Source organism: Deltaproteobacteria bacterium (genome assembly GCA_029210625.1).
In the GTDB taxonomy this organism is placed as follows: Bacteria; Myxococcota; Myxococcia; order SLRQ01; family SLRQ01; genus JARGFU01.
This window is the reverse complement of record JARGFU010000004.1, coordinates 122,963-147,011: the sequence shown is the minus strand read 5'-3', so window position 1 is coordinate 147,011 and position 24,049 is coordinate 122,963. Positions and strand designations below refer to the sequence as shown.

21 protein-coding genes are annotated in these 24,049 nt (G+C 71.5%); 12 read left to right on the top strand and 9 right to left on the bottom strand.

Annotated features, from left to right (window positions below; translation table 11 throughout):
- Positions 1-43: 43 nt before the first annotated feature.
- Genes corA through P1V51_05300 form a run of 3 tightly spaced genes read left to right on the top strand, consistent with a single transcriptional unit; the run spans position 44 to position 3,101 of the window.
- On the top strand, positions 44-1,153 hold the full coding sequence (gene corA, locus P1V51_05310; GenBank protein MDF1562440.1) for a magnesium/cobalt transporter CorA: 1,110 nt from the start codon (positions 44-46) through the stop codon (positions 1,151-1,153).
- A 4-nt stretch (positions 1,154-1,157) separates the two neighbouring features.
- A complete protein-coding gene (locus P1V51_05305) occupies positions 1,158-1,982 on the top strand; it encodes a mechanosensitive ion channel family protein (protein MDF1562439.1) in 825 nt (274 codons plus the stop codon).
- A gap of 12 nt (positions 1,983-1,994) precedes the next feature.
- Entirely contained in the window at positions 1,995-3,101 is a 1,107-nt protein-coding gene (locus P1V51_05300; GenBank protein MDF1562438.1) for a cation:proton antiporter, read from the top strand.
- Here the strand turns inward: P1V51_05300 and P1V51_05295 are convergent.
- On the bottom strand, positions 3,098-6,028 hold the full coding sequence (locus tag P1V51_05295) for a hypothetical protein (protein MDF1562437.1): 2,931 nt from the start codon (positions 6,026-6,028) through the stop codon (positions 3,098-3,100). The genes P1V51_05300 and P1V51_05295 overlap by 4 nt on opposite strands.
- Positions 6,029-6,179: 151 nt before the next feature.
- Between P1V51_05295 and P1V51_05290 the strand changes: the two genes are divergently transcribed.
- The 3 genes from P1V51_05290 to P1V51_05280 all read left to right on the top strand — a co-directional run bounded on the left by P1V51_05290 (position 6,180) and on the right by P1V51_05280 (position 8,364).
- Positions 6,180-7,067 carry an SDR family oxidoreductase gene (locus P1V51_05290; GenBank protein ID MDF1562436.1) on the top strand — a complete coding sequence of 296 codons (888 nt, stop codon included), beginning with the start codon at positions 6,180-6,182 and terminating at the stop codon, positions 7,065-7,067.
- Between the two features lie 193 nt (positions 7,068-7,260).
- The gene (locus P1V51_05285; GenBank protein ID MDF1562435.1) at positions 7,261-7,722 is read left to right on the top strand and encodes a hypothetical protein; all 462 of its coding nucleotides are present in this window, start codon (positions 7,261-7,263) and stop codon (positions 7,720-7,722) included.
- A gap of 174 nt (positions 7,723-7,896) precedes the next feature.
- On the top strand, positions 7,897-8,364 hold the full coding sequence (locus P1V51_05280) for a hypothetical protein (protein ID MDF1562434.1): 468 nt from the start codon (positions 7,897-7,899) through the stop codon (positions 8,362-8,364).
- On the opposite strand, the gene P1V51_05275 is transcribed toward P1V51_05280, so the two are convergent.
- The 4 genes from P1V51_05275 to P1V51_05260 are packed head-to-tail and all read right to left on the bottom strand — an operon-like array spanning position 8,361 to position 12,527.
- Positions 8,361-8,840 carry a hypothetical protein gene (locus P1V51_05275; protein ID MDF1562433.1) on the bottom strand — a complete coding sequence of 160 codons (480 nt, stop codon included), beginning with the start codon at positions 8,838-8,840 and terminating at the stop codon, positions 8,361-8,363. The genes P1V51_05280 and P1V51_05275 overlap by 4 nt on opposite strands.
- Positions 8,837-11,134: a xanthine dehydrogenase family protein molybdopterin-binding subunit gene (locus tag P1V51_05270; protein ID MDF1562432.1), complete on the bottom strand. Its 2,298-nt coding sequence runs from the start codon at positions 11,132-11,134 to the stop codon at positions 8,837-8,839. Before P1V51_05270 ends, P1V51_05275 begins: the two co-directional genes overlap by 4 nt.
- Positions 11,131-12,036: a xanthine dehydrogenase family protein subunit M gene (locus P1V51_05265; protein MDF1562431.1), complete on the bottom strand. Its 906-nt coding sequence runs from the start codon at positions 12,034-12,036 to the stop codon at positions 11,131-11,133. Before P1V51_05265 ends, P1V51_05270 begins: the two co-directional genes overlap by 4 nt.
- Positions 12,033-12,527 (bottom strand): (2Fe-2S)-binding protein, encoded by a 495-nt coding sequence (locus P1V51_05260; GenBank protein MDF1562430.1) that lies wholly within the window; start codon positions 12,525-12,527, stop codon positions 12,033-12,035. The genes P1V51_05265 and P1V51_05260 overlap by 4 nt, the downstream gene beginning before the upstream one ends.
- A gap of 94 nt (positions 12,528-12,621) precedes the next feature.
- On the opposite strand from P1V51_05260, the gene P1V51_05255 reads away from it, so the two are divergent.
- Positions 12,622-13,653 carry a medium chain dehydrogenase/reductase family protein gene (locus P1V51_05255; protein ID MDF1562429.1) on the top strand — a complete coding sequence of 344 codons (1,032 nt, stop codon included), beginning with the start codon at positions 12,622-12,624 and terminating at the stop codon, positions 13,651-13,653.
- On the opposite strand, the gene P1V51_05250 is transcribed toward P1V51_05255, so the two are convergent.
- A complete protein-coding gene (locus tag P1V51_05250; GenBank protein ID MDF1562428.1) occupies positions 13,650-14,375 on the bottom strand; it encodes a type 1 glutamine amidotransferase in 726 nt (241 codons plus the stop codon). The two genes, P1V51_05255 and P1V51_05250, sit on opposite strands and share 4 nt — an antisense overlap.
- Positions 14,376-14,450: 75 nt before the next feature.
- The gene (locus P1V51_05245; protein ID MDF1562427.1) at positions 14,451-16,166 is read right to left on the bottom strand and encodes a serine/threonine-protein kinase; all 1,716 of its coding nucleotides are present in this window, start codon (positions 16,164-16,166) and stop codon (positions 14,451-14,453) included.
- A gap of 130 nt (positions 16,167-16,296) precedes the next feature.
- Here P1V51_05245 and P1V51_05240 point away from each other — a divergent pair, with 130 nt between their 5' ends.
- The gene (locus tag P1V51_05240; protein ID MDF1562426.1) at positions 16,297-17,481 is read left to right on the top strand and encodes a fused response regulator/phosphatase; all 1,185 of its coding nucleotides are present in this window, start codon (positions 16,297-16,299) and stop codon (positions 17,479-17,481) included.
- Positions 17,474-17,986, top strand: a complete 513-nt coding sequence (locus P1V51_05235) for an STAS domain-containing protein (protein MDF1562425.1) — start codon at positions 17,474-17,476, stop codon at positions 17,984-17,986. The genes P1V51_05240 and P1V51_05235 overlap by 8 nt, the downstream gene beginning before the upstream one ends.
- A gap of 63 nt (positions 17,987-18,049) precedes the next feature.
- Here P1V51_05235 and P1V51_05230 read toward each other — a convergent pair whose 3' ends face one another.
- Both P1V51_05230 and P1V51_05225 read right to left on the bottom strand, forming a co-directional pair.
- Positions 18,050-19,732 carry a hypothetical protein gene (locus P1V51_05230; GenBank protein ID MDF1562424.1) on the bottom strand — a complete coding sequence of 561 codons (1,683 nt, stop codon included), beginning with the start codon at positions 19,730-19,732 and terminating at the stop codon, positions 18,050-18,052.
- Positions 19,729-21,273 (bottom strand): ATP-binding cassette domain-containing protein, encoded by a 1,545-nt coding sequence (locus P1V51_05225; GenBank protein ID MDF1562423.1) that lies wholly within the window; start codon positions 21,271-21,273, stop codon positions 19,729-19,731. The genes P1V51_05230 and P1V51_05225 overlap by 4 nt, the downstream gene beginning before the upstream one ends.
- A 78-nt stretch (positions 21,274-21,351) precedes the next feature.
- On the opposite strand from P1V51_05225, the gene P1V51_05220 reads away from it, so the two are divergent.
- The 3 genes from P1V51_05220 (at position 21,352) to map (ending at position 23,981) form a co-directional block, all read left to right on the top strand.
- The gene (locus tag P1V51_05220; protein MDF1562422.1) at positions 21,352-22,194 is read left to right on the top strand and encodes a hypothetical protein; all 843 of its coding nucleotides are present in this window, start codon (positions 21,352-21,354) and stop codon (positions 22,192-22,194) included.
- Between the two features lie 239 nt (positions 22,195-22,433).
- Complete coding sequence (locus P1V51_05215) at positions 22,434-23,093, top strand: hypothetical protein (protein MDF1562421.1); 660 nt, start codon at positions 22,434-22,436, stop codon at positions 23,091-23,093.
- Positions 23,094-23,210: 117 nt separating this feature from the next.
- Complete coding sequence (map, locus tag P1V51_05210) at positions 23,211-23,981, top strand: type I methionyl aminopeptidase (protein ID MDF1562420.1); 771 nt, start codon at positions 23,211-23,213, stop codon at positions 23,979-23,981.
- Positions 23,982-24,049: the final 68 nt, after the last annotated feature.

The window sequence follows — 24,049 nt, the reverse complement described above, 5'->3', positions numbered from 1 at the left end:
AGGGGAGGTAGAGGAGAGGAGACTCCTGAAGGGGGGGGCGCGCATGGACCGCGTACGAAGGAAGATCGTCGATCAGATCGGCCGGCTGACCCACCACAAGGCGGTGGTGGGAGCCCCCCCGGGCACCCTCAACGAGACCCCCGAGGCGCGGCGGCCGACGATCCGGGTGATCACCTACGGGCCCGAGACGATCGAGGAGAAGGAGCTCACCTCGGTCGCCGAGCTGAAGGGCCTCCAGGGCAGCGCGCCGGTGGTCTGGGTCGACGTCGACGGGGTGGACCACGTCGAGACCATCCGGGCCCTGGGGGAGCACTTCGACCTGCACCCCCTGGCGCTGGAGGACGTGATGAACGTCCACCAGCGGCCCAAGATCGAGGACTACGACGATCAGATCTACGCCGTGGTGCGGATGCCCGTGGGCCAGGGCTCGGTGCAGCTCGAGCAGGTGAGCCTCTTCTTCGGCAAGGGCTGGGTCCTCACCCTGCAGGAGCGCCCCGGCGACTGCTTCGATCCGGTCCGCACCCGCCTGCGCCACGGCCGCGGGCGCATCCGCAACGCGGGGGCCGACTACCTGGCCTACGCCGTCCTCGACACGATCATCGACAGCTACTTCCCGGTGGTCGAGGACTTCGACGAGAAGCTCGAGCGGCTCGAGGACCGCATCCACGCGGGGGCCGGGCCCACGGCCGCCGCCGAGCTCCACGAGTACCGGCAGGGCCTGCACGCCCTGCGCCGCCAGCTCTACCCCACCCGCGAGGCCCTCGGCTTCCTCGCCCGGACCGAGGAGGTCGAGATCGAGGAGGCGACCCGCGTCTTCCTGCGGGACTGCCAGGACCACGCCGCCCGTCTGCTGGACGCCGTCGACTCCAGCCGCGATCTCTGCGCCGGCCTGATGGACATCTACCTCTCGGCGAACGATCACCGGATGAACGAGGTGATGAAGGTCCTCACCATCATCGCCACCCTCTTCATGCCCCTGGGCTTCATCGCCGGCCTCTACGGCATGAACTTCGACGCCCAGAGCTCACCCTGGAACATGCCCGAGCTCTCCTGGCGCTACGGCTACCCCTACGCCCTCGGGATCATGGCCATCACCTCGCTGCTCCTGCTCGCCTTCTTCTGGCGCAGGGGCTGGCTGGGGAGACGGGACTAGAGCGATGGAGATCGAGACCCTGCTCCAGGACAGCGGCTTCCTGCGCAACCTGCTGGCCACCGGCATCGTGCTCTTGCTGGTGGTCATCCTGCGGGTGATCGCCCTTCGCTTCGTGAGGCGCGTGCACTGGCCGAGCAACCAGATGCAGCTGCGCTGGATGGTGCAGGTGCGCTGGGCCTCGCTCTTGCTCCTCTTCCTGGGGCTGACCGTCGTCTGGGCCTCCGAGCTACGCACCTTCGCGATCTCGGTGGCGGCCATCGCCGCGGCCATCGTGATCGCCACCAAGGAGCTGATCCTCTGCTTCAGCGGGGCGCTCCTGCGCGCCAGCGCGGGCAGCTACACCGTGGGCGATCGGGTCGCCATCGGCGGGATCCGGGGGGACGTCATCGACATCGGCGCGCTGACCACCACCCTCCTGGAGGTCGGTCCCTGGCACCGCCGCACGGGCCGGGCGCTGATCCTCCCCAACGCGCTCCTCCTCTCCCAGACCGTCACCAACGAGACCTTCACTCACGCCTTCGTGCTGCACATCATCTCGGTCCCGGTGGGCAAGGGAGAGCCCTGGGAGGCCGCCGAGGCGCGCCTGCTCGAGGTCGCCCGGGAGGTCTGCGCCCCCTACCTCGACGAGGCCCGGCGGGACATGCAGCAGACCGCCCGTGAGCACGGCCTGGAGTCCTTCCTGGTGGATCCCAACGCCTCCCTCCAGGTCCTCAAGGAGGGCGAGTACGCCCTGAACCTGCGGGTGCCGGCCCGGGCCCAGGAGACGGGCCAGATCGAGCAACAGATCCTGCGCCGCTTCTTCGCCGGCGCCGTCTCCGCCGAGGACTAGGAGCGCCCGCGCGTGCACCTGGACCCCTACCTGCCGAAGGTCGTCGGGGCGGCCCTGCTGGTGCTCGTCCTCGGCATGATCCTGCGGCGCCTGCGTCAGCCGCACGTCATCGTCTACCTGCTGGCCGGTGTCCTCCTGGGCGAGCACGGCCTGGAGATCTTCGCCGAGCCCGCGGTGGCCGCCCGGCTCGGGGACTTCGGGGTCGTCCTCCTCCTCTTCTTCTTCGGGATGGAGGTCTCCCTCCCCCGCCTGGTCGCCAACTGGAAGGTCGCGATCGGGGGCACCCTCCTGCAGATCCTCGCCAGCGTCGGGCTGGTGCTCGCCCTCGGCGCCTTCCTCGACTGGCCCCTCGGGCGCTCCGTGCTCCTCGGCTTCGTCATCTCCCTCTCGAGCACCGCGGTGGTGATCTCGATCCTCCGTAGCCGGGGGCAGCTCGCCTCCCAGGCCGGCCACGACGCCCTGGGCATCCTCCTGGTCCAGGACATGGCCGTGGTGCCGATGCTCCTGGTGATCGGCCTGCTCTCCACCGGCGCCGAGGATCTCACCACCGTCGGGCTCCAGGTGGTGGGGGGCGTCGGGATCATCACCGTGGTCGCGCTCATCCTGCGCCGCGGACAGATCTCCCTGCCCTTCGCCAGCCGCCTGCGCGACGATCACGAGCTGCAGGTCTTCGGGGCCTTCGTGCTCTGCTTCGGCTTCGCCACCCTCACCGCCCTCTTCCAGCTCTCCACCGCCCTGGGCGCCTTCGTCGCCGGGATCGTCGTCGCCTCCGCCCGGGAGACCGAGTGGGTGCACCGCAGCCTCGAGCCCCTGCGGGTGCTCCTGGTGGCGGTCTTCTTCGTCTCGGTGGGGATGATGATCGACCTGGGCTTCGTGCTCGAGCACCTGGCCAAGCTGCTGGCCCAGGTCGGGGAGTTCTCCTTCGTCCTGGCCGAGGTCGGCGGGCGCTCGGGGCTCATCAGCGACTTCGGCCGCAACCTCGCGGTGGGCATCATCGCCCTCTCGCTCCTCGTCAGCCCCGCCTGGATCGCGGTCGTCAGCCGGCTGGTCCGGATCGGCAAGGAGCGGGGCTGGTCACCGAGCGATCTCCTCGGCCCGGGGCCGGAGGAGGCGCCCTAGGGCCACCACCTCCAACCCTGCGGTCCGCCGCTCACCGTGCTCTCGAGGAGCACCACCGGCTCGCCCGCCTGGTCGTCGAAGCCCAGGAGCCAGCCCCGGTAGGTGTCGAACATCAGGACCGACGAGCGCCGGTAGCGGAAGTAGCCGTCCCCGTAGTTCCCCATCCAGAGCCAGGGTCCCCCGGCGCGGCTGGCGAACCACCACTCGGTGTAGACGTAGGGCGAGGCGGGGTTCGAGGTGTTCTCCATCTGGTACTGGACCAGCGCCCAGAAGCCGTCGCGGGTCCCCGAGGCCTGGAGCTGCCAGGTCTGCCAGACCCCGTAGTCGGTCATGTTCAGGGGCATCGCCACCGGCGCCCAGCTCTGGCCGCCGTCGTGGGACTCGAGGAGGAAGCCGGCGCCGCCGGCGTAGGCGATCCCGTCGTCGTCGGCGGTCAGCGCCGTGATCTCCTGGGTGGGGGTGAGGACCTGATGGGCGCTCCAGGTCGCGCCGCCGTCCGTCGAGCGGTGGAAGGCGCCGGAGGCGGTCGAGGCCAGGAGGCGGCCCGGACCCAGGCGCACGATCCCGGTGAAGCGAGGCCAGTCGAGCACCGGGGTCCAGAGGGTGCCGCCCTGATCGCCCCGGAAGACGCCGTCGTCCCCGGCGATCCAGGCGGTGTCACCCTCCCAGGTCGCCGCCGCGAGCTTCCCCTGGAGGCCGAGGTCGATGACCGCGTCGGCGCTGCACCCGGCCCGGAGGGTCAGCACCAGGCCGTCGGAGCCGACGACCACCCCGCGGGCGCCCAGGTCGTCGAGGGCGAGGTCCGTGGGGTAGGGGCTCTCCCCGGTCACCGCGACGGGCGTGGGCTTCCGGCTCCAGGTCACCCCGTGGTCGGAGGAGCCCAGGAGGAAGAAGCTGCCCCCGCCCGGATCGTAGGCGCCGCCGGCGCTCTCGTAGGAGCGCCCGACCGCGCAGGCCACCGGGCCCGCGAGGGCGGCCGCCGAGAGCCAGCCGCGGCCGCTCCCCTCCTGGAAGACGTCGGCGCTCGCGTAGCGTGAGGCGGTGAAGGTGTGGCGGGAGGTGTTGCCCACCGTGTCGGCGAGGTCGAAGAAGATCCGGATCCGGCCGTTGATGGGCAGGTCGAGGAGGGGCTCTCCGGCGGGCCGGCCCTGGTCCCGGAGCCAGAAGCGCCAGTCGGGCAGGGCGGCGAGCGCGATGGGGTGATCGACGGGCGCGGGGGCGTCGTAGCCGGTGCCCGACCACCACTGCCCGAGGTCCACCCGGAAGGCGCGGTAGCTCACGCTGGCGACCGCGGCGTGGCCGTCGGTGATCGTCGCCGTGACGTCGGGGGGCGGCAGGAGAGAGGTCGGGGGCGTGAGGGGCTCGCTCCAGTCGAAGGAGACCGCGGGGCCGGTGGTGTCGGCGACGAGGTCGAGGAGGACGACCCCCACGTTGTTGGCGCGATCGATCAGGGTGAGGGTGGCCTCGAGGGCGCCGTCCGGATGGGAGGGAGGGACGAGGTACTCGAAGGCCGGGGCGGTCGTCTCGCCGCCGGGGTCGGTGCGCCGGGCGGGGGCCACCGCGGTCACGAGGGTGACCCCGTCGACCACCGGCTCGCTGGTGGTGAAGGTCACCTGGATCGGGGCCGCCGGTCCGCCGACCAGGCCGGCCGGGGTGGAGGCCAGCCCGGGCCGGGTCCGGTCGGGGCTCAGGAAGGTGGAGACGAGCTTGGTGCTGGTCCCCGGCAGGCGCACCTCGAGGCCGAGGGTGTCGCTGGGGGCCAGGTCCCGGTCGAGGGCGACGGCGGGGAAGGCGCCGTCGGGGCCCACGAGCGCCGTGCCCTGGGGGGCCCAGCTCGAGCCGACCACCAGGAGGGAGACGGCGAGCTCGGTGCCGGCCGGGGCGGCGCCCGGGAGGCCGAGGACCTCCCAGGTGGGCGCATCCGGGCTCGTCCGCCGCAGGCGGATCGCCGCCTCGTCCAGGGCGGCCGGCGGGGCGACCTCGAGGGAGAGCTCCTGCCGGGCCGGGTTGCCGGCGGCGTCGATGAGCTCGAGGGAGAGGGTGGCGGGGCCGGTGTAGTCGAGGGCCCCGAGCTCCACCCCCCAGGCGCCGCCCTCGAGGGCCAGGGCGGCCTCGGCCAGGGCGCCGCCTCGATCGTAGGTGGCGTCGGCGCTCGCCACGTCCGGATCACTCTCGATCTCGATCCGGAAGGGGGCGCCCGAGCGGGGCGGATCGGGGGAGAGGCGCAGGGCGGTGAAGGCCGGCGCGGCGATGTCGTTGGGGATCACCGTCGGCGGGCTGCGGTTGCCCACCGCGTCCTCGGCGAGGACGTGGAGGAGGGCCGCGCTGTTGTCTCCCACCGAGAGCCCGGTGAAGCCGCCGCCCGAGGAGGGCACCACGGTGGCGAGGAGCTCCTCGCCGGCCGCATCGGCGGAGATCACCACCCGGGCGACGTCCCCGGCGAAGGCTCCGTCCACGGCGGAGAGCAGATCGTTCGAGCCCCGGGGCCGCATCTCCAGGAGCAGGTCGGCGGTGGCCGCGGCCTCGGGGGGCACCGCATCGACGAAGGCCTGCCCGGTGGCCGACTCCCCGCCGGGGAAGGCGACCTGCACGGTGAGGACCTCACCCTCGGTGCCCTCGACGGTGTAGGTGTAGAGGTGCGCGAGGGGATCGGCCCGGTTGGCGGGGCGGCCGTTCACCGTCACCGTGGGGGTGCCCTCCACCAGGGGCCGGAAGGAGATGGAGAGGGTCTGCCCCGGCCGCAGGATCTCCGGCTCGACGAGCAGATCGAGGACCGGGGTGTCGACCAGGACCGGCAGGGCGAAGTCCCGCCCGCAGGCCGTCGCGAGGAGGACCGACGTCCCCAGGACCGCGACCGCCACCCCCGGCGAGATCTTCGACTGCAGCTGCATCCGCTTCACACCCCCGATGAGGAGCCAATCTACCACGCCCCGTCCACCCTCCTGACAGGTGCTCCTGACAGGTGCCAGCCACTTAGCAAGCTCCCGGCGAGGGGGCAGGCAAGCCGCCAAGCCCCTGGAATCCGGCCTCCACTAAGTGGCTGGCACCTATCAGGGAGCGGGGGCATGGTCTGGGGTCATGAGCGACTTCTCGTTTTCTTCGACCGCCGAGGAGGTCACCGAGGGCCTCGATCTCTCGGGCAAGACCGTCCTCGTCACCGGCTGCAACTCGGGGATCGGCCAGGAGACCGCCCGGGTGCTCGGGCTGCGGGGCGCCCACGTCATCGGGCTCGCCCGCACCGAGGCCCGGGCCCGGGAGGCGCTCGAGGGCGCCGGCGTGGCGGGCACCCCCATCGCCTGCGAGCTCTCCGAGCCGAGCTCGGTCCGGGAGGCGGCGGCCGCGGTGAGGGCGCTGGACCGACCGATCGACGCCCTGATCTGCAACGCCGGGATCATGGCCCTGCCCGAGCGAACGGTGAAGCACGGCCTCGAGCTGCAGTTCCTCACCAACCACCTCGGTCACTTCATCCTGGTCCGGGCCCTGGAGGACCGCCTCGCCGCCGATGGCCGGGTGGTGGTGGTCAGCAGCGGCGCCCACTTCATGGCGCCGGAGGTGGGGATCGAGCTCGACGATCTCTCGATGGCCGCGACCTACTCGGCCTGGCCCGCCTACGGTCAGTCCAAGCTCGCCAACGTCCTCTTCGCCCGCAGCCTCGCCCGCCGCTTCGAGGGCAGCGCGAAGGTCGCCTGCTCGCTCCACCCCGGGGTCATCCGCACCAACCTCGGCCGCAACAACCCCGGCGAGACCGAGGCCTTCTTCACCACCATGGATCCGGCGAAGGTGAAGAGCATCCCCCAGGGTGCGGCGACCCAGTGCCTCCTCGCGGTGAACCCGCTCGGGGCGGGCGCCTCCGGCCAGTACTGGTCCGACTGCCAGCCGGCGAAGACCTCCGCTTCGGCCCAGGACGACGCCCTGGCCGAGGCCCTCTGGGAGAAGAGCGAGGCCCTCGCCGAATCCCTCCGCTAGCCGCCCGGCACTCAGAAGAAGCACCCCGATAGGTGCCCCGATAGGTGCCACCCGAATGTCAGATGTCCCTGAATTCGGTGGGTTGTCTCTTGGGGGGAGGTTTCTTCGAGGTATGATGGATAGAAAGTTACATAAATATGGTAGTCTCTCCTCGGGCCCGGTCGAAGGACCGGACCGGTTCAGGAGACGCACCATGAGAGCCCCGCTCCCCATCGCAAGCCTCGCCCTGCTCACCCTGCTGGCGGTCGGCTGCGCCCACGGCGGCGACACCGGCGCGGGCGCCGGTGGCTACGCGGTGAAGGCGGCCCCCGAGGCCACCCCCTCCCAGGATCTCGCCTGGGCCACGGTCCTCGCCCGCTACATGGCGCGCTCGGCCGAGCCGGCGATCCTCTTCGTCGAGAAGAAGCAGGTGCAGTCGAGGCTGGACGATCTGCAGAAGACCGACCGGATCGCCTACGTCGTCGTGCGCAGCGTCCAGGGCGAGCCCCTCGGGGAGTGGGGGGCGCTCCCGGAGGGCCTGGAGCTGCCGGCCCTCGGCAAGGAGGAGCAGCAGCAGGCGAGAGAGGCGCTGGGCGTCGTCCAGGTCCCGGTCTTCTCGAGCTACGAGGACTCCGAGTTCCTCGGTGACCTGGTGCTGGTGCTCCGCCTCCGCTAGACGCCGGCGTCCCGATCCCGGGACCCGGATCCGAGAACACCGGCTCCGCTGCCGATCGAAGATCGGCCTGATTTCAGGCGCTTGGGCCGATCGCCACGCTGGTACGGGCGCTGCAATTCCGGAGCGTGCCCGAGAGCCCCGCTCTCCCCCTCTTCGATTTTTCTGGAGTACGCCATGAGAGAGAGAACCCTGCCCCTCACCCTCGCGCTGGCCGTCGCCACCCTGCCGCTCTTCACGACCGCCTGCGCTCACGGGGACGCCGGCGCGGGAGGCTACGTGGTGGCGCCCGCCTCCGCGGCCGAGCCCGCCTCCCACGATCTCGCCTGGGGCGCCGTGCTCGCCCGCTACATGGCCCGCTCGGCCGAGCCGGCGATCCTCTTCTCCGAGAAGAAGCAGGTGCAGTCCAAGCTCGACGATCTCCAGAAGACCGACCGGGTCGCCTACGTCGTCGTGCGCAGCGCCCAGGGCGAGACCCTGGGGCAGTGGGGCGCGCTCCCGGCGGGCCTCACGCTGCCCCACGTCGGCAAGCAGGAGCTGCAGCAGGCGAAGGACGAGCTGGGCCTCGTCCAGGTCCCCGTCTTCTCCAGCTACGACGCCTCCGAGTTCCTCGGCGACCTCGTGCTGGTGGTGCGCGCCGGCTAGCGCGCCAGCTCGAGGTTGGTGAAGCCCGGCTCCTCGGTGACCTCGCGCTCGAGGACCGCGGCGACGAAGGGCGGCGGCTCGGGCTGCAGGTCCGCGCTCGGCAGCTCCACCTCGCAGAGGTAGAGCTCGCGGTCGAGGAAGACGTCGATCTCCCAGCAGAGGCCGTCGGCCCCCGCCGGGACGAGGTAGCGCTCCTTCTCCACCCGGCACCCCTCGGTGAGCACCCAGAGGTGCTCGAAGATCTCGGGGGTGGTCTCCTCCTCGAGCTCGATCCGCTCGACCCCGCGCCCGAGCTTCAGCGCGCGGTGGTGGACCACCCGGCCGTCGGCGAAGGTCGTGCGCCGCAGCCGCTCGCGCAGCCGCTCGCCCGGCAGCCAGCCCTGGACGAGGTGGATCTTCTCGACGCCGGCCGGCAGCTCGGGCCGCGCCGAGAGCAGGTACTTGCGCTCGATCTCCCTGGGCAGCGCCTCGCTCATGCGTCCTCGCCCGCGAGCCGCTCGAGGATCTTGATCGGGGTGATGGGCAGGTCGGTGATCCGCACGCCCACCGCCTGGTGGACGGCCTCGGCGATGGCCGGCGCGGTGGGGCTCACCAGGCCCTCGCCCGCCTCCTTGGCGCCGAAGGGCCCGGAGGGCTCCCAGGTGAGGATCTCCTCCGAGTCGCTGGGCGGCATGTCCATCGCCGCGGGCATCTTGTAGTCGAGGAAGCTCGCGTTGAGGGTGTGGCCCTCGCGGTCGACCAGCTCCTCGCAGAGCGCATAGCCCAACCCCATGTGGATCGAGCCCTCGAGCTGCCCCTCGACGGCCATCTGGTTGATGGGCGTGCCGCAGTCGTGGGCGGTCCACATCTGCTTCACCTCGGTCAGCCCCGTCTCGGCGTCGACCTCGACCTCCGCGACCTGCGCCCCGAAGGAGAAGGCCGGCGTGATCAGCCCGACGTTGCGCGGCGTGTAGCCGCCGAAGGCGGTCAGCGGCTCGCCCCGGCGCCCGCGCAGGGCCTTGTAGGCGGCCTCGGCCAGTGGCATCCCCTGCTTGGGCTTGGCCTTCACGAAGACCCGGTCGCCGGCGAAGCCCACGTCGTGGATCTGGTTGAGGTCGTACTCCGAGAAGACGACCGGGATGATCATCTCCTTGATCTTCCGCGCCGCATCCAGCACCGCGTTGCCCACCATCAGGGTGACGCGGGAGCCCCAGGTGCCCAGGTCCGCCTTGGGGGTGATCGCCGTGTCGGCGGCGGTGAGGCGGATCTTCTCGATGGAGATGCCCAGCTCGGCCGCGAGGATCTGCCGCAGCACCGTGTCGGCGCCCTGGCCGATGTCGCAGGCCATCGTCAGGAGGTGGGCGGTGCCGTCCTCGAAGAGGCGCACCTCGGCCGAGGCGAAGTTGTACTTGGTGTTGAACCAGTTGAAGACGCCGCCGCTGATGAAGGAGTAGCAGCCGATGCCCAGGCCCCGGCCCGGCTTCTTCGCGGCGCGCTTCTCCTCCCAGCCCGACATCTCCCGCACCCGCTCGAGGCTCTCCTTGAAGCCGCAGCTCTCGATCTTGGCCACGCCCGGGATGACGTGCCCCGGCTCGACGGCGTTCTTCAGGCGCAGCTCGATCGGGTCGATCCCCAGCTCCTCGGCGACGAGGTTCATCTGGGTCTCGCCGGCGAAGAGCGCCTGGGGGGCCCCGAAGCCGCGCATCGCGCTGGCCGGGGTCTTGTTCGTGTACACGTGCCGCCCGATGTAGCGGTAGGCCGGGAAGCGGTAGAGCATCCCGCCGAAGTTGCCGCACAGGAAGGAGGCGGTGGGCCCCATGGCGTTGTAGGCGCCGCCGTCGAGCAGCACGTCGAAGATCCGGCCGGTGATCAGGCCGTCCTTCGTGAAGCCGATCTTCGAGGTGATCACCATCGGGTGGCGCCGCCGCCCGAAGGCGAGCTCCTCGCTGCGCTCGAGGGTGAACTTCACCGGCCGCCCGGTGCGCAGCGCCATGAAGGCCGCCGCGAAGTCCCACTTGCGCAGCTCCATCTTGCCGCCGAAGCCGCCGCCGACGTTGGTCTTGATGACCCGGACGTGGTTCTCGGGCAGCTGCAGGGTGCTCGCGAGGAGGCACTGCACGATGTACGGGGTCTGGGTGCTCGTGTAGAGGGTCACCCGGCCGCCCTCGTCGGGCAGCGCGATCGAGGAGCAGGGCTCGAGGTAGCCGTGGCTCACCGCGTGCAGCCGGAAGGTGTCCTCCCGCACGTAGTCCGCCCGCGCCAGCTCGGCCTCGACGTCGCCGTGCTCGATGGTGCGGTCGATGCTGACGTTGGTGGGCGTCTCCTCGTGGATCACGGGGTGCCCCTCGGCGAGGGAGTCCTCGACGGTGAAGACCGCCGGCAGCTCCTCGTACTCGACGTCGATGAGCTTCACCGCCCGCTCGGCCGTCTCACGATCGATGGCGCAGACCGCCGCGACCTCGTCGCCGACGAAGCGGACCTTGTCCACCGCCAGGGGCAGCTCGTCCTGGGTCTCGGGGAAGAGCCGCCAGTTGCCGAACTTCACCTGCGGGGTGTCCGCGCCGGTGATGACGTCCTTCACCCCCGGCAAGGCGAGGGCGCGGGTGACGTCGATGGACTTGATCCGCGCGTGGGCGAAGGGCGAGCGCAAGAGCGCCCCGTAGAGCATCCCGGGGAACTTCAGGTCGTCGGTGTAGATCGTGCGGCCGCTGACCTTCTCCCGGTAGTCGAGGCGGGGGATGGACTCGCCAATAAGCTCTGGCGTCGGGGGGGTTTCCCTGGTCTTGCTCATGCCGCACCTCCCGCCCGGGCGCGCTCGAGCGCCTTCTCGAGGGTTCGCCTCACCAGCACCGGCACCACCGCCTTGCGGTAGGCGGCGGTGGCCCGCACGTCGTCGATGGGCCGCGCGGCGTCCCGGGCCAGGCGGGCCGCCTCCCGGAAGGCCTCGTCGCCGGGCACCTCGCCGACCAGCGAGGCCTCGGCGTCCCGGCAGCGCAGGGGCGTGGGGGCCACCGCGCCGATGACGACCCGGGCCTCCTCGATGCGGCCGTCCTCGGCCAGCACCAGGCGGGCGGTCGCCGAGGCCGCGGCGATGTCCACCTTCGAGCGCGCCGAGAGGCGCAGGAAGGCCTCGCCGCAGCGCGCGGGCGGCACCGGCAGGCCGATGCGCACCAGGATCTCGCCCTCCTGCAGGTCGACCTGGCCGGGGCCGGTGAAGAAGTCCTTCAGGGCCACCACCCGGCCGCCCCCCTTCGCCGCCAGGGTGAGCCGCGCGTCGTTCGCCAGGAGCGGACCGGCGGTGTCGGCGCAGGGAGAGCCGTTCACCAGGTTGCCGGCCACGGTGGCCATGTTGCGGATCTGCACCGTGGCCATCTGGGTGCAGGCGGCCAGCAGGGCCGGGTAGCGCTCCCGCACCGCCGGGTGATCGGCCACGTCCCGCACCCGGGCGCCGCCGCCGATGGAGAGGCCCGGCTCGTCGGTCTCGCCCTCGAGGCCGAAGGTGACCGGGCGCAGATCCTCGATGCCGTTGATGCTGATCAGGTGATCCGGGGCCGGCCGGCCGGCCCGCAGCTTGGGGATGATCTCGGTGCCGCCGGCCAGGACCCAGACGTGCTGGCCCAGGGAGGCCTTCAGCTCCAGGGCCTCGTCGAGGGTCGTGGGGGCGTGGTGCTCGAAGCGGGGCAGGACGCTCACGCGGCACCTCCGCTCTCGCCGCCCATCACCTTCGCGGCGTGGTCGATGGCGTCGACGATCTTGTTGTAGCCGGTGCAGCGGCAGATGTTCCCCGAGAGGCCCTCGCGGATCTCGGCCTCGCTGGGCGACGCGTTGGTCTCGAGGAGGTGGTGGGCGGCGAGGATCATCCCGCCGGTGCAGAAGCCGCACTGCACGGCCCCCTTCTCCCCGAAGGCCTCCTGCAAAGGAGTGAGCTCGGCGGGCGAGCGGGCCAGCCCCTCGATGGTGAGCAGCTTCCTTCCGTCGGCCTCCACCGCCAGGGTGAGGCAGGAGCTGACCGGGCGACCGTCGAAGAGGACGGTGCAGGCGCCGCAGTCACCCTGGTTGCAGCCGATCTTGGTGCCGGTGAGGTTCAGCTCCTCCCGGAGCACCTCGGCCAGGGACTGCCAGGGCTGGACGCTGACTTCGTAGGCGTCGCCGTTGACGTTCAGGGTGATGGTCTTGCGGGTCACGAGGCTCTCCCTTTTCGTGATCTTCGAGGCCCCGGGAATCTACCCGGGCCGTCCGGCACTGGCCATCCGACCCGGAAGGGCGCATCTAGGGAGGATGCGCAAGGTGGTGGTGCACGCCGCCGGGGGTCACGACCGGCTGAAGCTCGAGGAGGCGCCCGCGCTCACGCCGGGCCCCGGGGAGGTCCTCGTCGAGGTCCGGGCCGCCGGCATCAACTACGCCGACGTCATGGTACGGATGGGCCTCTACGCCTCGGCGAAGGAGCTGGTGGGCTGGCCGATCACCCCCGGCTTCGAGGTCGCGGGCACCGTCGGCGCCGTGGGCGAGGGAGTGAAGGCCTTCGCCGTGGGCGACCGCGTCCTCGCCGTCACCCTCTTCGACGGCTACGCCAGCCAGGTGGTGGTGCGGGAGGTCTTCGCCCGCCCGATCCCCGGGGACCTCTCCTTCGCCCAGGCCGCGGGCTTCCCTTCGGTCTACGTCACCGCCTGGTTCGCCCTCCACGAGCTGGCCCATCCGCGGCCCGGCGCGAGGCTGCTGGTCCACTCGGCGGCCGGCGGCGTCGGCGGCTGCCTGGTGCAGCTGGGCAAGCGGGCCGGCTGCGAGGTCACCGGGGTGGTGGGCCGCCCCGAGAAGCTCGCCGCGCTGCGCGAGCACGGCGCCGACCACTGCATCGACAAGTCGAGCCAGGATCTCTGGGCCGAAGCCCGGAAGATCGCCCCCGAGGGCTTCGACGTGATCTGCGACGCCAACGGGATCGAGACCCTCGGGGCGAGCTACGCCCACCTGCGGCCCACCGGCCGGCTGGTGGTCTACGGCTTCCACACCATGCTGCCAAAGGGGAAGGCGAAGCCCAGCTGGCCCAAGCTGGCCGCGGACTGGCTGCGCACCCCGCGCTTCAACCCGCTGGACCTCACCACCGAGAACAAGAGCGTGCTGGCCTTCAACCTCTCCTTCCTCTTCGACCGCCTCGACCTGGCCGAGCTCGCCCTGGGCGACCTGATCGGCTGGCTCGAGGCCGGCGAGATCCGCCCGCCGCCGGTGACGACCTACCCCTTCGAGGAGGTCGCCCGCGCCCACGCCGACCTCGAGTCGGGGCGGACCACCGGCAAGCTCGTGCTGGAGCTCTAGCCGAAGACCAGGTCGACGAAGTCCTTGAGCAGGTGCGAGGCCTCGGGGCTGGGCCGGAAGCGCTCGAAGGTCGCCTGGACCTCGGACTGGGTGAGGTGCCCGGCGTAGCCGTTGAGGTAGTGCTTGTAGCGGGCGAGGTTGGCGTCGCCGGAGAGCTCGGGGTGGAACTGGGTGGCCCAGATCGGGGCGTCCGGGATGCGGAAGGCCTGGTTGGGCGAGCGCTCGCTGGAGGCGAGGTTCGCGGTCCCGGGGGGCCCCACCTGCGCCCGGTCCTTGTGGCCCATCTGGGCCTGGAAGCGCCCGGGCAGGGTCGAGAGCAGGGGATCGGCGCGGCCGGCCTCGGTGAGGGTGCACTCGAAGGTGCCCACCTCGAGGTTGTCCGGATCGTGGATGATCTTCCCGCCGAGGGCCTCGACCAGGCACTGGTAGCCGAAGCAGGAGGCGAAGGTGGGGTGGCGGGCCTGGACGATCTCCCGCAGCAGCTCGAGGAGGGGCTCGAAGTGGGGCAGGTCCCGCTTCGAGACGTAGAAGTCGCCGCTGCCCCCGACCATCACCGCGTCGTGCCGCCTCACCTCGGCCAGGGTGGGCGGGCCCTCGGTGAGGTTCCAGGGGGTGTAGCCCTCCCGGGGGATCCCCGACTGGGCGACGAAGCAGCCGACCTCCTGCTCGCGCATGGGGTCGTCGGCGCGGCGGGCCTGGAGCAGTAGGATCTTCAGCGACATGACGAGTTGCAGAGCATAACCCAGGAAGAACCGCGCGCCCGAACCATCGACCCCGCGGGGGACGGCCGTCCGCGCTCAGCCGGCCAGGAAGGCCAGCGCCGCGCCGATCGCCCCGCCGAGCAGGGCCAGGCCGACCACGATCATCACCGGCAGCTTCCAGTCGGGGGGCAGGGCCTGGGGGTAGGAGCCGCGGACGGCGTCGAGGCGGGGGACGTGGGGCGTGGAGGCGGGCGCGAACTCGGCCGGCAGCTCGCCAGCGGGCTCGGGCCCCGGCTCGGGATCCGGGGTGGGGGCCTCGTAGCGCTCCTGGATCCGGGTGGCCTTCTCGAGCAGGGCCGCGTCCTCGGGGATGGGGTGATCGTGGAGCGAGGCCTCGACCTCCTCGAACTCCTCCTCGGTCTCACCCATCTTGGGGATGTGCGCGTCCCGGTGGTGCTTGGGGATCTTGGGCACGGCCATCGCCGGCATGGTCAGGGGGCGCAGGGGGCCGTAGCCGTCGTACTCCCCGTCGTCGGCGGCCGGCGCCTCGTACTTCTGCTGGATGCGGGTGGCCTTCTCGAGGAGGGCGTCGGCGTCGGCGGGCGAGGCGCCGCCCTCTCCCGGCTCGGTGCTGCGGGTGGCGCCGGTGTCGCCGTCCTCGTCGTTCAGGCCCCGGGCCCGGGCGTCCGCCGGCGCGGCGTCGTCGGCGGTCGCCTCCTTCTCGAGGGCGTCGGCCTGCGCCTCGGCCCGGGCGCTGGCCTTCTTCGCCTCGGCTTCGGCCACCGCCTTCGCGATCGCGTCCTGGGAGATCATCCCCGAGGCGGCGCGGACGTCGGCCTCGCTGACCTCGCGGTCGTCCTCGCGCACCGGGACCTCGGCCTCGCCGGGCAGGGGCAGGGCGTCGATGCCGCGGAGGAAGTCGGCGATGTGCTCCTGCCGCACCGGCCGGCGGCGGCTGGCGATGGAGACGTCGATGGCCTCGGCCAGCTCGAGGGCCGACTGGAATCGCTCCTCGGGCTTCTTCGCCAGGGCCTTGAGGATGATCGCCTCGAGGTCCTCGGGCAGGTCGGGGCGCAGCTGCCGCGGCGGCTCGGGGGTCTCGTCGCCCACCGCGATCAGGGTCAGCTCGTCGCGGTCCTTGCGGAAGGGGTTCTTGTAGGTGACCGACTCGTAGAGGATGATCCCGAGCGCGAAGACGTCGGTGCGGGGGGAGAGGGTCTCGCCGCGCACCTGCTCCGGGGCCATGTAGGCGTACTTGCCCTTGATGATCCCCGCCTGGGTCTTGGTGTTGCGGCCCGCGGCCTTGGCGATGCCGAAGTCGAGCACCTTCACCGCCCCGGCCAGGGTCAGCATGATGTTCTGCGGGCTCATGTCCCGGTGGATCACCTGCAGGTGGGTGCCCTCCGGGTCCTTCCAGGTGTGGGCGTAGTGCAGGCCCCGGGCGGCCTCGGCGACGATGGCCGCGGCGATGTGCACCGGCATCCACTGCTGCTTGGTGGCGGCCTCCCAGAAGAGGCGGCGCAGGTCGGGGCCGTCCACGTGCTCCATCACGAGGTAGGGCGGGGGACCCGGCTCGAAGTCGAGGACCCGCACCACGTTCGGGTGATCGAAGCAGGCCGCCACCCGCGCCTCGTCCTCGAACATCTCGAGGAAGCCCTGCTCGGCCGAGTGCTGGGGCTTGATCCGCTTCACCGCCACCCGGCGCACGACGGGCGGAGGGGTGGCCGCGAGGAAGACCTCGGCCATTCCGCCCTCGGCGATCAGGTCCTCGACCTGGTACTTGCCGAAGGCCTCTGGTCGCTTGCCCGACATCCTGGTCGCACCTTAAACCACTCCCCGGGGAGATCGACTACTGTGTTGGAACGTCTCGTGGCCGCTCCTGGCCGACCTTGTTAAGTTGAGGGCAGCGGGCCGAGGAGTGAGCCCCAGGGGGAACGATTCGATGGGCGAGCCGAGCAGGATCCTCACGATCGACGACGAGGAGATGGTCCGGAAGATGTTCGTGGCCGTCCTGCGCCACGCCGGCCACGAGGCCCTCGAGGCCGAGAACGGGGCCGAGGGCCTCGAGGTCATCCGCCGTGAGCACCCCGAGGTCGTCCTCTGCGACCTGCGCATGCCCCAGATGGACGGGCTGCAGCTCCTCTCGGTGGTCCAGACCGAGTTCCCCGATCTGCCGGTGATCGTGGTGACCGCCGCCGGCTCCATGGGGGACGCGGTCGAGGCCCTCAAGCGGGGCGCCTGGGACTTCCTGCAGAAGCCCATCAGCGACATCGCCCTGCTGACCGCGGCGGTGGACCGGGCCATCGAGCGGGCCCGCCTGCTGCGGCAGAACCGGGAGCACCAGCAGCACCTCGAGCACCTCAACGGCAAGCTCGCCGGGGCGCTGAAGCAGCTGCGCGAGGACCAGGAGGCCGGCAAGCGCATCCAGTTCCAGCTCCTGCCCCCCGACGACCAGGTCTTCGGCGACTACACCTTCACCCGCCGGCTCTTCCCCTCGATCTACCTCTCCGGCGACTTCATCGACTACTTCCCCATCGACGAGCGCCGGGCGGGCTTCTACCTCGCCGACGTCTCCGGGCACGGCGCGGCCTCGGCCTTCGTCACCGTCATGATCCGCACCCTGGTGCGGCAGTACCGCCAGGCCTACCTCCACGAGGGGGACCCGGCGATCCTCATCCCGGATCGGGTCCTCGGGCGGATCGACCGCGAGCTGCAGCAGCGGCCCCTCGAGAAGCACGTCACGATGTTCTACGGCGTGCTCGATCACGAGGAGCACAGCCTCACCTTCTCCTGCGGCGGGCAGTACCCCTACCCGCTCCTCGCGGCCGGCGGGAAGGTCGAGGTCCTCGAGCGGCCGGGCCACGCCATGGGCCTCTTCCCCGAGGCGCGCTTCGAGAGCGAGACCCTCTCGCTGCCGCAAGGGGCGCGCCTGCTCCTGGTCTCGGACGGAGTCCTCGAGGTGCTGCCCGAGGAGGTCCACGAGGGGCGCAGCGTCCTGCTCCAGGCGGCGATCTCGCGGCCCGAGACCACGGCCGACGCCCTGATCCGCGCCTTCGGGCTGGCCCAGCCGGTCGAGCTGCGGGACGACGCCTGCCTCCTGCTCATCCAGCGAGGGCAGCATGCCTAGCGGCCGCGTCCTGCACGGCGCCCACGAGGGCGTCCACGTCCTGCGCTTCGTCGGCGAGATCCGCTACCCGCTGGCCCCGGCGGTGACGAAGCTGATGAGCACCTTCTTCGAGGAGGGTGAGCTCGTCGGCCTGGTCGCCGACCTCTGCGAGACCACCAGCATCGACAGCACGAACCTCGGCATGCTGGCCCGCTTCGGCAACCGGCTGGCGAGGCAGCGCGGCGGCCGGCTGACCCTGGTCTGCGATCGGGCCGAGCTCCTCGAGCTCCTCGAGAGCATGGGCTTTCGCGACTTCTTCGAGATCGTCGAGACCAAGCGGGGTGAGCCCGCCCTCGCGGACGAGCACGTCGAGGCGGGCGCGATCGATCCCGCCGAGCTCGGCCGGGTCATGCTCGCCGCCCACCGCACCCTCATGGAGATGAGCGAGGAGAACCGCGAGACCTTCCGAGAGGTCGTCGCCTCCCTCGAGCGCGACCTCCAGATGGGGTCAGACCCCGACACATGACATTTGTGTTCCTGGCCCGGAAAGTGACCCGGTCCAAATGTCTTGTGTCGGGGTCTGACCCCGTCAGGGCGTCGGCTGCACCTGCAGGTCGACCTTCAGGCCCTCGGGATCGAGGCCGACGCCGCTGACCCAGACCCTCGCCCGGGAGAGGCCCAGCGCGCTGCCGCGCTCGTGGCTCAAGGTCCCCTGGGTGACCAGCACGTCGGAGAGGGCCGAGAGCAGCTCGGGGTAGCAGGGCTCACGCACCTCGGTGTCGCCGTCGTCGCGGCGGCAGCTCCCCTCGACGCCGGTGGCCCGGGCCGTGAGCACCATCGTCCGTTCGCCCACCTTCGCCTCGAGGCTCGCCGCGCCCGAGAGCACCAGGTCCACCGGGCCGGCCTCCTGCTCCTCGAGGTGGAGCGTCGCCTCCGAGGCGCGCAGCAGGCTCTGCGCGCCCCCGAGCTCCAGCACCGGCGGCAGGCGCAGCTCGACCGAGCGCAGGCGGAAGGAGACGCGCCCGGCGAGGCGGGCGTTGGTGCGCCTGACCAGTTCGGGGTCGGCGCCGAGCAGGGAGAGGGCGCCGCTGCGCCAGGCCGCGTCGAGGAAGGCGTCGATCGCCGCCGGTGAGAGCTGCAGCGAGATCGGCGCCGCGCCCGGCCCCGTCCGTCCGTCGAGCTCGGCGCCCTCCCGGCGCACCGGCCCGGGGAGGTCGGCGGCCGCCGACGGCGGCGCCAGCCCCTCGGCGTCGATCGCGAGGCCGATCCCGTGGCGCAGGATCAGGGCCTTGCCCGGCCTCACCTTCGGGGTGCCGCAGGGCGTGAGCGTCAGCCGCGCCCTCACGCCGAGCAGCTCGGTCGAGAGCTCGGTCGGGAAGAGCTCCTTCAGCTCCTCGTCGAAGCGCGAGAGCCAGCCCTCCAGGGCGCCCTGCACCTCCGCGCGCACCACCTCGTTGCCCGCCTGGCGGGCCGCCGAGAGCGCGCCCTCCAGCCCCCGCTCCGGCCGCTGCACCACCTCGGCCAGGGCCGCCAGCAGGCCGCCGCCCTTGAGGGAGGCCATGGCCCCCACCGCGCCGCTCACGTCGACCTTCACGTCGCCGCGCAGCTTCACCTGCACCGGGGCGTCGAGCTTCGGGGCGAGGGCCAGCGGCACGATCGCCTGCAGCTCGGAGCCGTCGGCGAAGGTGACCTTGGTCTGCGCGTCGAGGCCGCCCTCGACCAGGAGCAGCCGCGCCTCGGAGCGCACGATCTTCGGCAGGCCCTTCACCGCGGCGGCCTTCTCGCGCACCAGGAGGGAGAGCTCGGGGGAGAAGGTGTCGAGGGCGGCCTGCCGCACCGTCGCCTTCAGGGCGCAGGGCGTCGCCTCGCCCGCCTCCCGGAAGGGGCCGACCATCATCCCGAGGGAGACGCCCCGCTCGCGCTGGCCGACGAAGGTCTGCTTCCAGGCCAGCTGGTGGAGCCCCGGGGTGAGGTCGGCGGGGCCGAGCATCACCGTCCGGCGATCCTTCTGGAGGCCCTCCGGCACCGGCGCGCCGTCGAGGGTGAAGCTCCCCTTGCGTGCCTCGCCCCGGGCGACGATCACCGTGGGCAGCTGCAGCACCGGCCCCGGCGGCGTCACCTCCACCCGGGGGCGCTCGCCGGAGAGGGCGCGCAGCCACTGCTGCAGCCCGAGGGCGGCGCCGGAGAGGAGGAGCAGGCTGCCCAGCGCCGCGACGATCCGACCGGCGGCGCCGCCGTGGCCGGGGCGCTTCAGGGGGATGCGCCGCTTCAAAAGTCGGCCCCCCCTTCCGCGAAGAGGATCAGGGCCGAGCCCAGCTCGAGGACGACCACCCAGAGGGTGCAGGCCACCACGCTGCCGGTCATGGCGCGGGTGACGTCGTCGCTGCGCTCCTTGAGGTCGCTGCCCCGGGCGATGACGTCGGCGGCGATCCCCGGGGCGTAGAGGGCGAGGAGCCAGACCGCCCGGGCCTGGAGGCGGGCGCGCTCGGGGAGGGGGTCGAGCAGATCCCCGAGGATCCGCCAGAGCGCCGGCCAGACCTCGCTCGAGGCGCCCTCCATCACGTGCAGGATGGCGCCCCCCAGCGCGAGGCCGCCGCTGATGAGCGCCGCGCAGAGGGCGAAGCCCAGCACCATCGTGAGGAAGCCCGGCAGGAAGAGGTAGCGCTCCCGGGTGATGCCGAGGGCCGAGAGGGCGCTGACCTGCTTGCCCAGCTGCAGGCTGCCCAGCCAGGCCGAGACGGCGGCGCCGCTGGTGGCCACGAAGAGGAGCGCCGAGAGGGGCGGGGCCAGGGCCAGGATGTAGAGGCCGCCCACCATCTCCAGCAGCTTCTTCGTCGAGAGCCCCGCCGGGGCGGCCCGCACCAGGACGTAGAGGATGGTGAAGCCCAGGAGGGTGCTGACCACCGCGTAGAAGGGGGCCGGGCGGCTGATGGCCTGGCGCCCCACCCGCAGGGCGACGCGGATCAGATCGGCCCACTGGCGCGGCGGCGTGCGCAGCAGCGGCGCGAGCGCCAGCAGGGGGACCTCCAGGGAGGCGAAGCTGCGCTGCCAGAGGTCGGCGGCCAGCGCCTTCAGGGGCCGGCGCCTCGAGCTGCCGCCGCGATCCCCGCTGGCCTCGGCCAGCCGCTCGCGCAGCCGGTGCTCGAAGCCGTGCTCGTCCTCCTCCGAGGTCTCGTGAGGCATCACCTCGAACTTCTTCTTCGCCGGATCGAGGAAGAGGGCCCGGTCGGCGGCCAGGGCGACCAGGGTGGGGTCGTGGGTGACCAGCACGATGCCGACGCCGGCGTCCCGCGCCTGCTCCTTCAACAGGGAGGCGATCTCGTGGACCGAGTGGGCGTCGAGGCCCGCGCTGGGCTCGTCGAGGAAGAGGAGCTGCCTCCCCGCGGCGAGGGCCCGGGCCACCGCCAGGCGCTGGCGCTGTCCCCCCGAGAGGCCGGCCACCGGCCGCCTCGCCAGCTTGCCCAGGCCCACCCGCTCGAGCCACGCCTCGGGCGGATCGTTCTCCACCCCCTGCCAGCGGCGGGCGAGCTGGACGTTGCCGCGCACCGAGAGGTGATCGAGGACGGCCCCCTGCTGGGGGACCAGCGCCGCGGGGGTCATCTCGAGCTTCTCGGCCGAGAGGGAGAAGCCCAGGCGCCCCAGGACATCGGGCTCGAAGAGGGCCCGCAGGAGGGTGGACTTGCCCGCGCCGCTCGCCCCCAGGATCGCGACGATCTCGCCGGCCGCCACGGTGAGGGAGAGGTCCTCGAGGATCGCCTCGCCGCCGGGCAGGCGGACGTCGAGGCCCTCGAGGGTCATCAGCGCGGCAGGCATGGCCGGAAGCCTATCGCAAAGGCGGGGGGAGGGGCCGCGAAGTCGCGCGCCGGTCGCGGGTCGGCTACGATCCTCCGCATGCGAAGGTTCCAACGCCTGCTGGGGCGGCTCCTACCTCTCGCGGCGCTGGGGGTGCTGCTCTTCACCTCCACCGGCTGCGTCTTCTTCTACTCGGCCAACGCCGCGCCGCCGGGGCGCTACGTCCCGCCGATGGAGAAGGGGCAGGGGGACTTCGGGGTGGACATCCCCCTGGGCCGCAACCCCTCCTACGGGGTCGAGGTCGGCGCCGACGGAGAGCCCGAGCCCGACAACGATCAGCCGCCGATGTGGCTCGGCCTCGACCTGGCCTTCCGCTACGGCCTCACCGACCAGATCGGCCTCGACGCGCGGATCACGACCAGCTTCCTGGTGCCCTTCCCCTTCCCGATGCCCAACGGCTTCACCCTCGCGCCGATCTTCGAGCTGCTCGAGAAGCCCGAGCAGGGGATCGCCCTGCACCTCTCCCCCCGGGGCATCTGGACCAACGGTGTCTACATCTCCTCGGGCATCAACGACTACCGCACCGAGACCAAGGTCCATGCGGCGGGCGGCGAGCTCCCGGTGATGTTCACCTACAGCCCCGTCGAGTGGTTCGATCTCTCGGGGACCGCCTTCTTCCGGGCCTTCTACGTCTTCGCCGAGCGCGACGACAACACCTCCTCGGGGGCCATCCAGGCCAAGGCTCACTGGCCCGCCCTCGGCGGTGGGCTGACCGTGGCCGCCATCCTCACCGCGGGCCGCTTCCGCATCTCCCTGGGCGCGGGCCTCGAGGCCGGACCCAACCTGGCCGCGAACTACACCGACGCGGACGGCGAGGTCAGCGGGGACGGCGCGATGGTCCTCTACCCCCAGGGGGGCCTGACCATCGGCGCGGGCTGGTAGCGCACCGACCTTTCCCCACATCTCCCACAGCGACAGGGCGATCCCCGATCGCCTAGACTGATCCGCGAGTGGGCGGGGGGACTTCTTCTTCGAGCGCCACACCGACCTGTCACGCTCCCTTCGGTTCGCTTCCCCGCAGGAGAGAGGGTCATCCCCTGGAATTCGAAACGAATTTCGAACCCGATCCCGTGGTGAGGACCGATGGGGGCTGGCCAGGTGGGGCCAGAGATGTCCTGTGGGTGGATCTCGGTGGCTACGCGGGCTGGGCTCATCTCACCATTCCAACGAGTGATGAGTTGTTCGTCGCCGATTCTCAGCACTCGTTTCGGGATCTTGGAGATCGCTGGGGAGCAGACGTGGGGTGGGGCATCTCGGACCCCGGTATTCGTAGGGTCGAGGTCTGTGATCCGGAGGGAAAGGACTTCCGGGTCGTATCCATCATGTTCTCGGAGGGCGTGGACTACGGTGACCAAGATCCGGAGTCTCTGATCGAAATGCTCTCTCCAGGATTGGATCGAGTTTCCTGTTCGACATCGTGGGCCAATACCTCGGGGACAGGGACAGCCGAGTTCGTCGGTGGGGGCCCCGGGATGGGGCTCGATTGCCCCGGTCGCCCAGAAATCGCGGCGCTTCGAGTCATCGGCTCCTTCACGACTCCTGGGGGCCTGGAGCTGGCGCAGCCAGTCCAGGGAGAGGTGTGGGAGTTCGATGAGGGGGTCGGGATGGGGTTGTGCGAGGTCTACCTGCCGCCTCGTGGTGAGGGGGCTGCGCCCTCGGCGGTTCCAATTGTCGCAAAGGGAGGCTGCGACTCCACTGGAGGTGGTGTGGCCACCCCCGGATGGGCTCTGATTCTATGGGTGCTGCTGTGGATTGAGATCAAGAACCGAACCCGAAAATGAGAGAAAGCACCCGGGTTCTGATCTACCCAGGTTCCTCGAGCCGCTCGAGGGAAGACCCTGCCAAACGGCTGGATTTCTCCAGCTCGCGGGACTAACAACCTGCCCGTGAGCCAGGTCATGCTCAAATCGAACCGGGAGCTCGACATCATGCGTCGGGCGAACGGAGTGGTGGCGGAGGTCCTCGACCTCATCTCCGAGGCGGCGGTGCCGGGGGCGACGACCCTCGACCTCGACGAGCTCGCCAAGGCGCATCTCTTCGAGCGCAACGCGGGCAGCGCCTTCCTGGGCTACCACGGCTACCCCAAGGTCCTGTGCTCCTCGGTGAACGAGGAGGTGGTCCACGGCATCCCCAGCAAGGAGCGGGTGCTGAAGGAGGGCGACATCCTCTCGGTGGACTTCGGCGCCATCGTCGACGGCTACGTGGGCGACTCGGCCCGCACCCTGCTCATCGGCGAGGTCGACGAGGAGAAGCGGGCCCTGGTGAAGGTGACCCGGGACTCCCTCTACGCCGCCATCGAGGCCTGCCAGTCGGGCAACCGCCTGCGGGACGTCTCCGGCGCCGTCGAGGACGTCGTCACCCCCCACGGCTACGGCATCGTCCGTGACTTCGTGGGCCACGGCATCGGCCGCAAGATGCACGAGGCCCCGCAGGTGGCGAACTTCCGCACCTCGGGGAGGGAGAGCGCCCTGCGCCTGCGGCCCGGGCTGGTCATCGCCATCGAGCCGATGGTCAACGCCGGCACCGCCGACGTGAAGGTGCTGGACGACGGCTGGACCGCGGTGACCGCCGACGGCCGCCCCTCGGCCCACTGGGAGCACTCGATCGCGATCACCGAGAAGGGGCCGTGGATCCTCTCGGATCCCGATCACCCGGATCCTCGGGGCTGAAAGGCGCTCCGGGCGGGCTTCGGCTCGGTGCGAGACCGTCTGGTCGGTCCGCCTTCGGGGCGTTGGCT

Excerpts from the sequence above, each read along its gene's own strand:
- P1V51_05275 (MDF1562433.1), bottom strand. The coding sequence starts at position 8,840 with ATGAGCGAGGCGCTGCCCAGGGAGATCGAGCGCAAGTACCTGCTCTCG.
- P1V51_05240 (MDF1562426.1), top strand. The coding sequence starts at position 16,297 with ATGGGCGAGCCGAGCAGGATCCTCACGATCGACGACGAGGAGATGGTC.
- P1V51_05235 (MDF1562425.1), top strand. The coding sequence starts at position 17,474 with ATGCCTAGCGGCCGCGTCCTGCACGGCGCCCACGAGGGCGTCCACGTC.
- P1V51_05225 (MDF1562423.1), bottom strand. The coding sequence starts at position 21,273 with ATGCCTGCCGCGCTGATGACCCTCGAGGGCCTCGACGTCCGCCTGCCC.
- P1V51_05250 (MDF1562428.1), bottom strand. The coding sequence starts at position 14,375 with ATGTCGCTGAAGATCCTACTGCTCCAGGCCCGCCGCGCCGACGACCCC.
- map (MDF1562420.1), top strand. The coding sequence starts at position 23,211 with ATGCTCAAATCGAACCGGGAGCTCGACATCATGCGTCGGGCGAACGGA.
- P1V51_05305 (MDF1562439.1), top strand. The coding sequence starts at position 1,158 with ATGGAGATCGAGACCCTGCTCCAGGACAGCGGCTTCCTGCGCAACCTG.
- P1V51_05255 (MDF1562429.1), top strand. The coding sequence starts at position 12,622 with ATGCGCAAGGTGGTGGTGCACGCCGCCGGGGGTCACGACCGGCTGAAG.
- corA (MDF1562440.1), top strand. The coding sequence starts at position 44 with ATGGACCGCGTACGAAGGAAGATCGTCGATCAGATCGGCCGGCTGACC.
- P1V51_05220 (MDF1562422.1), top strand. The coding sequence starts at position 21,352 with ATGCGAAGGTTCCAACGCCTGCTGGGGCGGCTCCTACCTCTCGCGGCG.
- P1V51_05280 (MDF1562434.1), top strand. The coding sequence starts at position 7,897 with ATGAGAGAGAGAACCCTGCCCCTCACCCTCGCGCTGGCCGTCGCCACC.
- P1V51_05270 (MDF1562432.1), bottom strand. The coding sequence starts at position 11,134 with ATGAGCAAGACCAGGGAAACCCCCCCGACGCCAGAGCTTATTGGCGAG.
- P1V51_05245 (MDF1562427.1), bottom strand. The coding sequence starts at position 16,166 with ATGTCGGGCAAGCGACCAGAGGCCTTCGGCAAGTACCAGGTCGAGGAC.
- P1V51_05285 (MDF1562435.1), top strand. The coding sequence starts at position 7,261 with ATGAGAGCCCCGCTCCCCATCGCAAGCCTCGCCCTGCTCACCCTGCTG.
- P1V51_05290 (MDF1562436.1), top strand. The coding sequence starts at position 6,180 with ATGAGCGACTTCTCGTTTTCTTCGACCGCCGAGGAGGTCACCGAGGGC.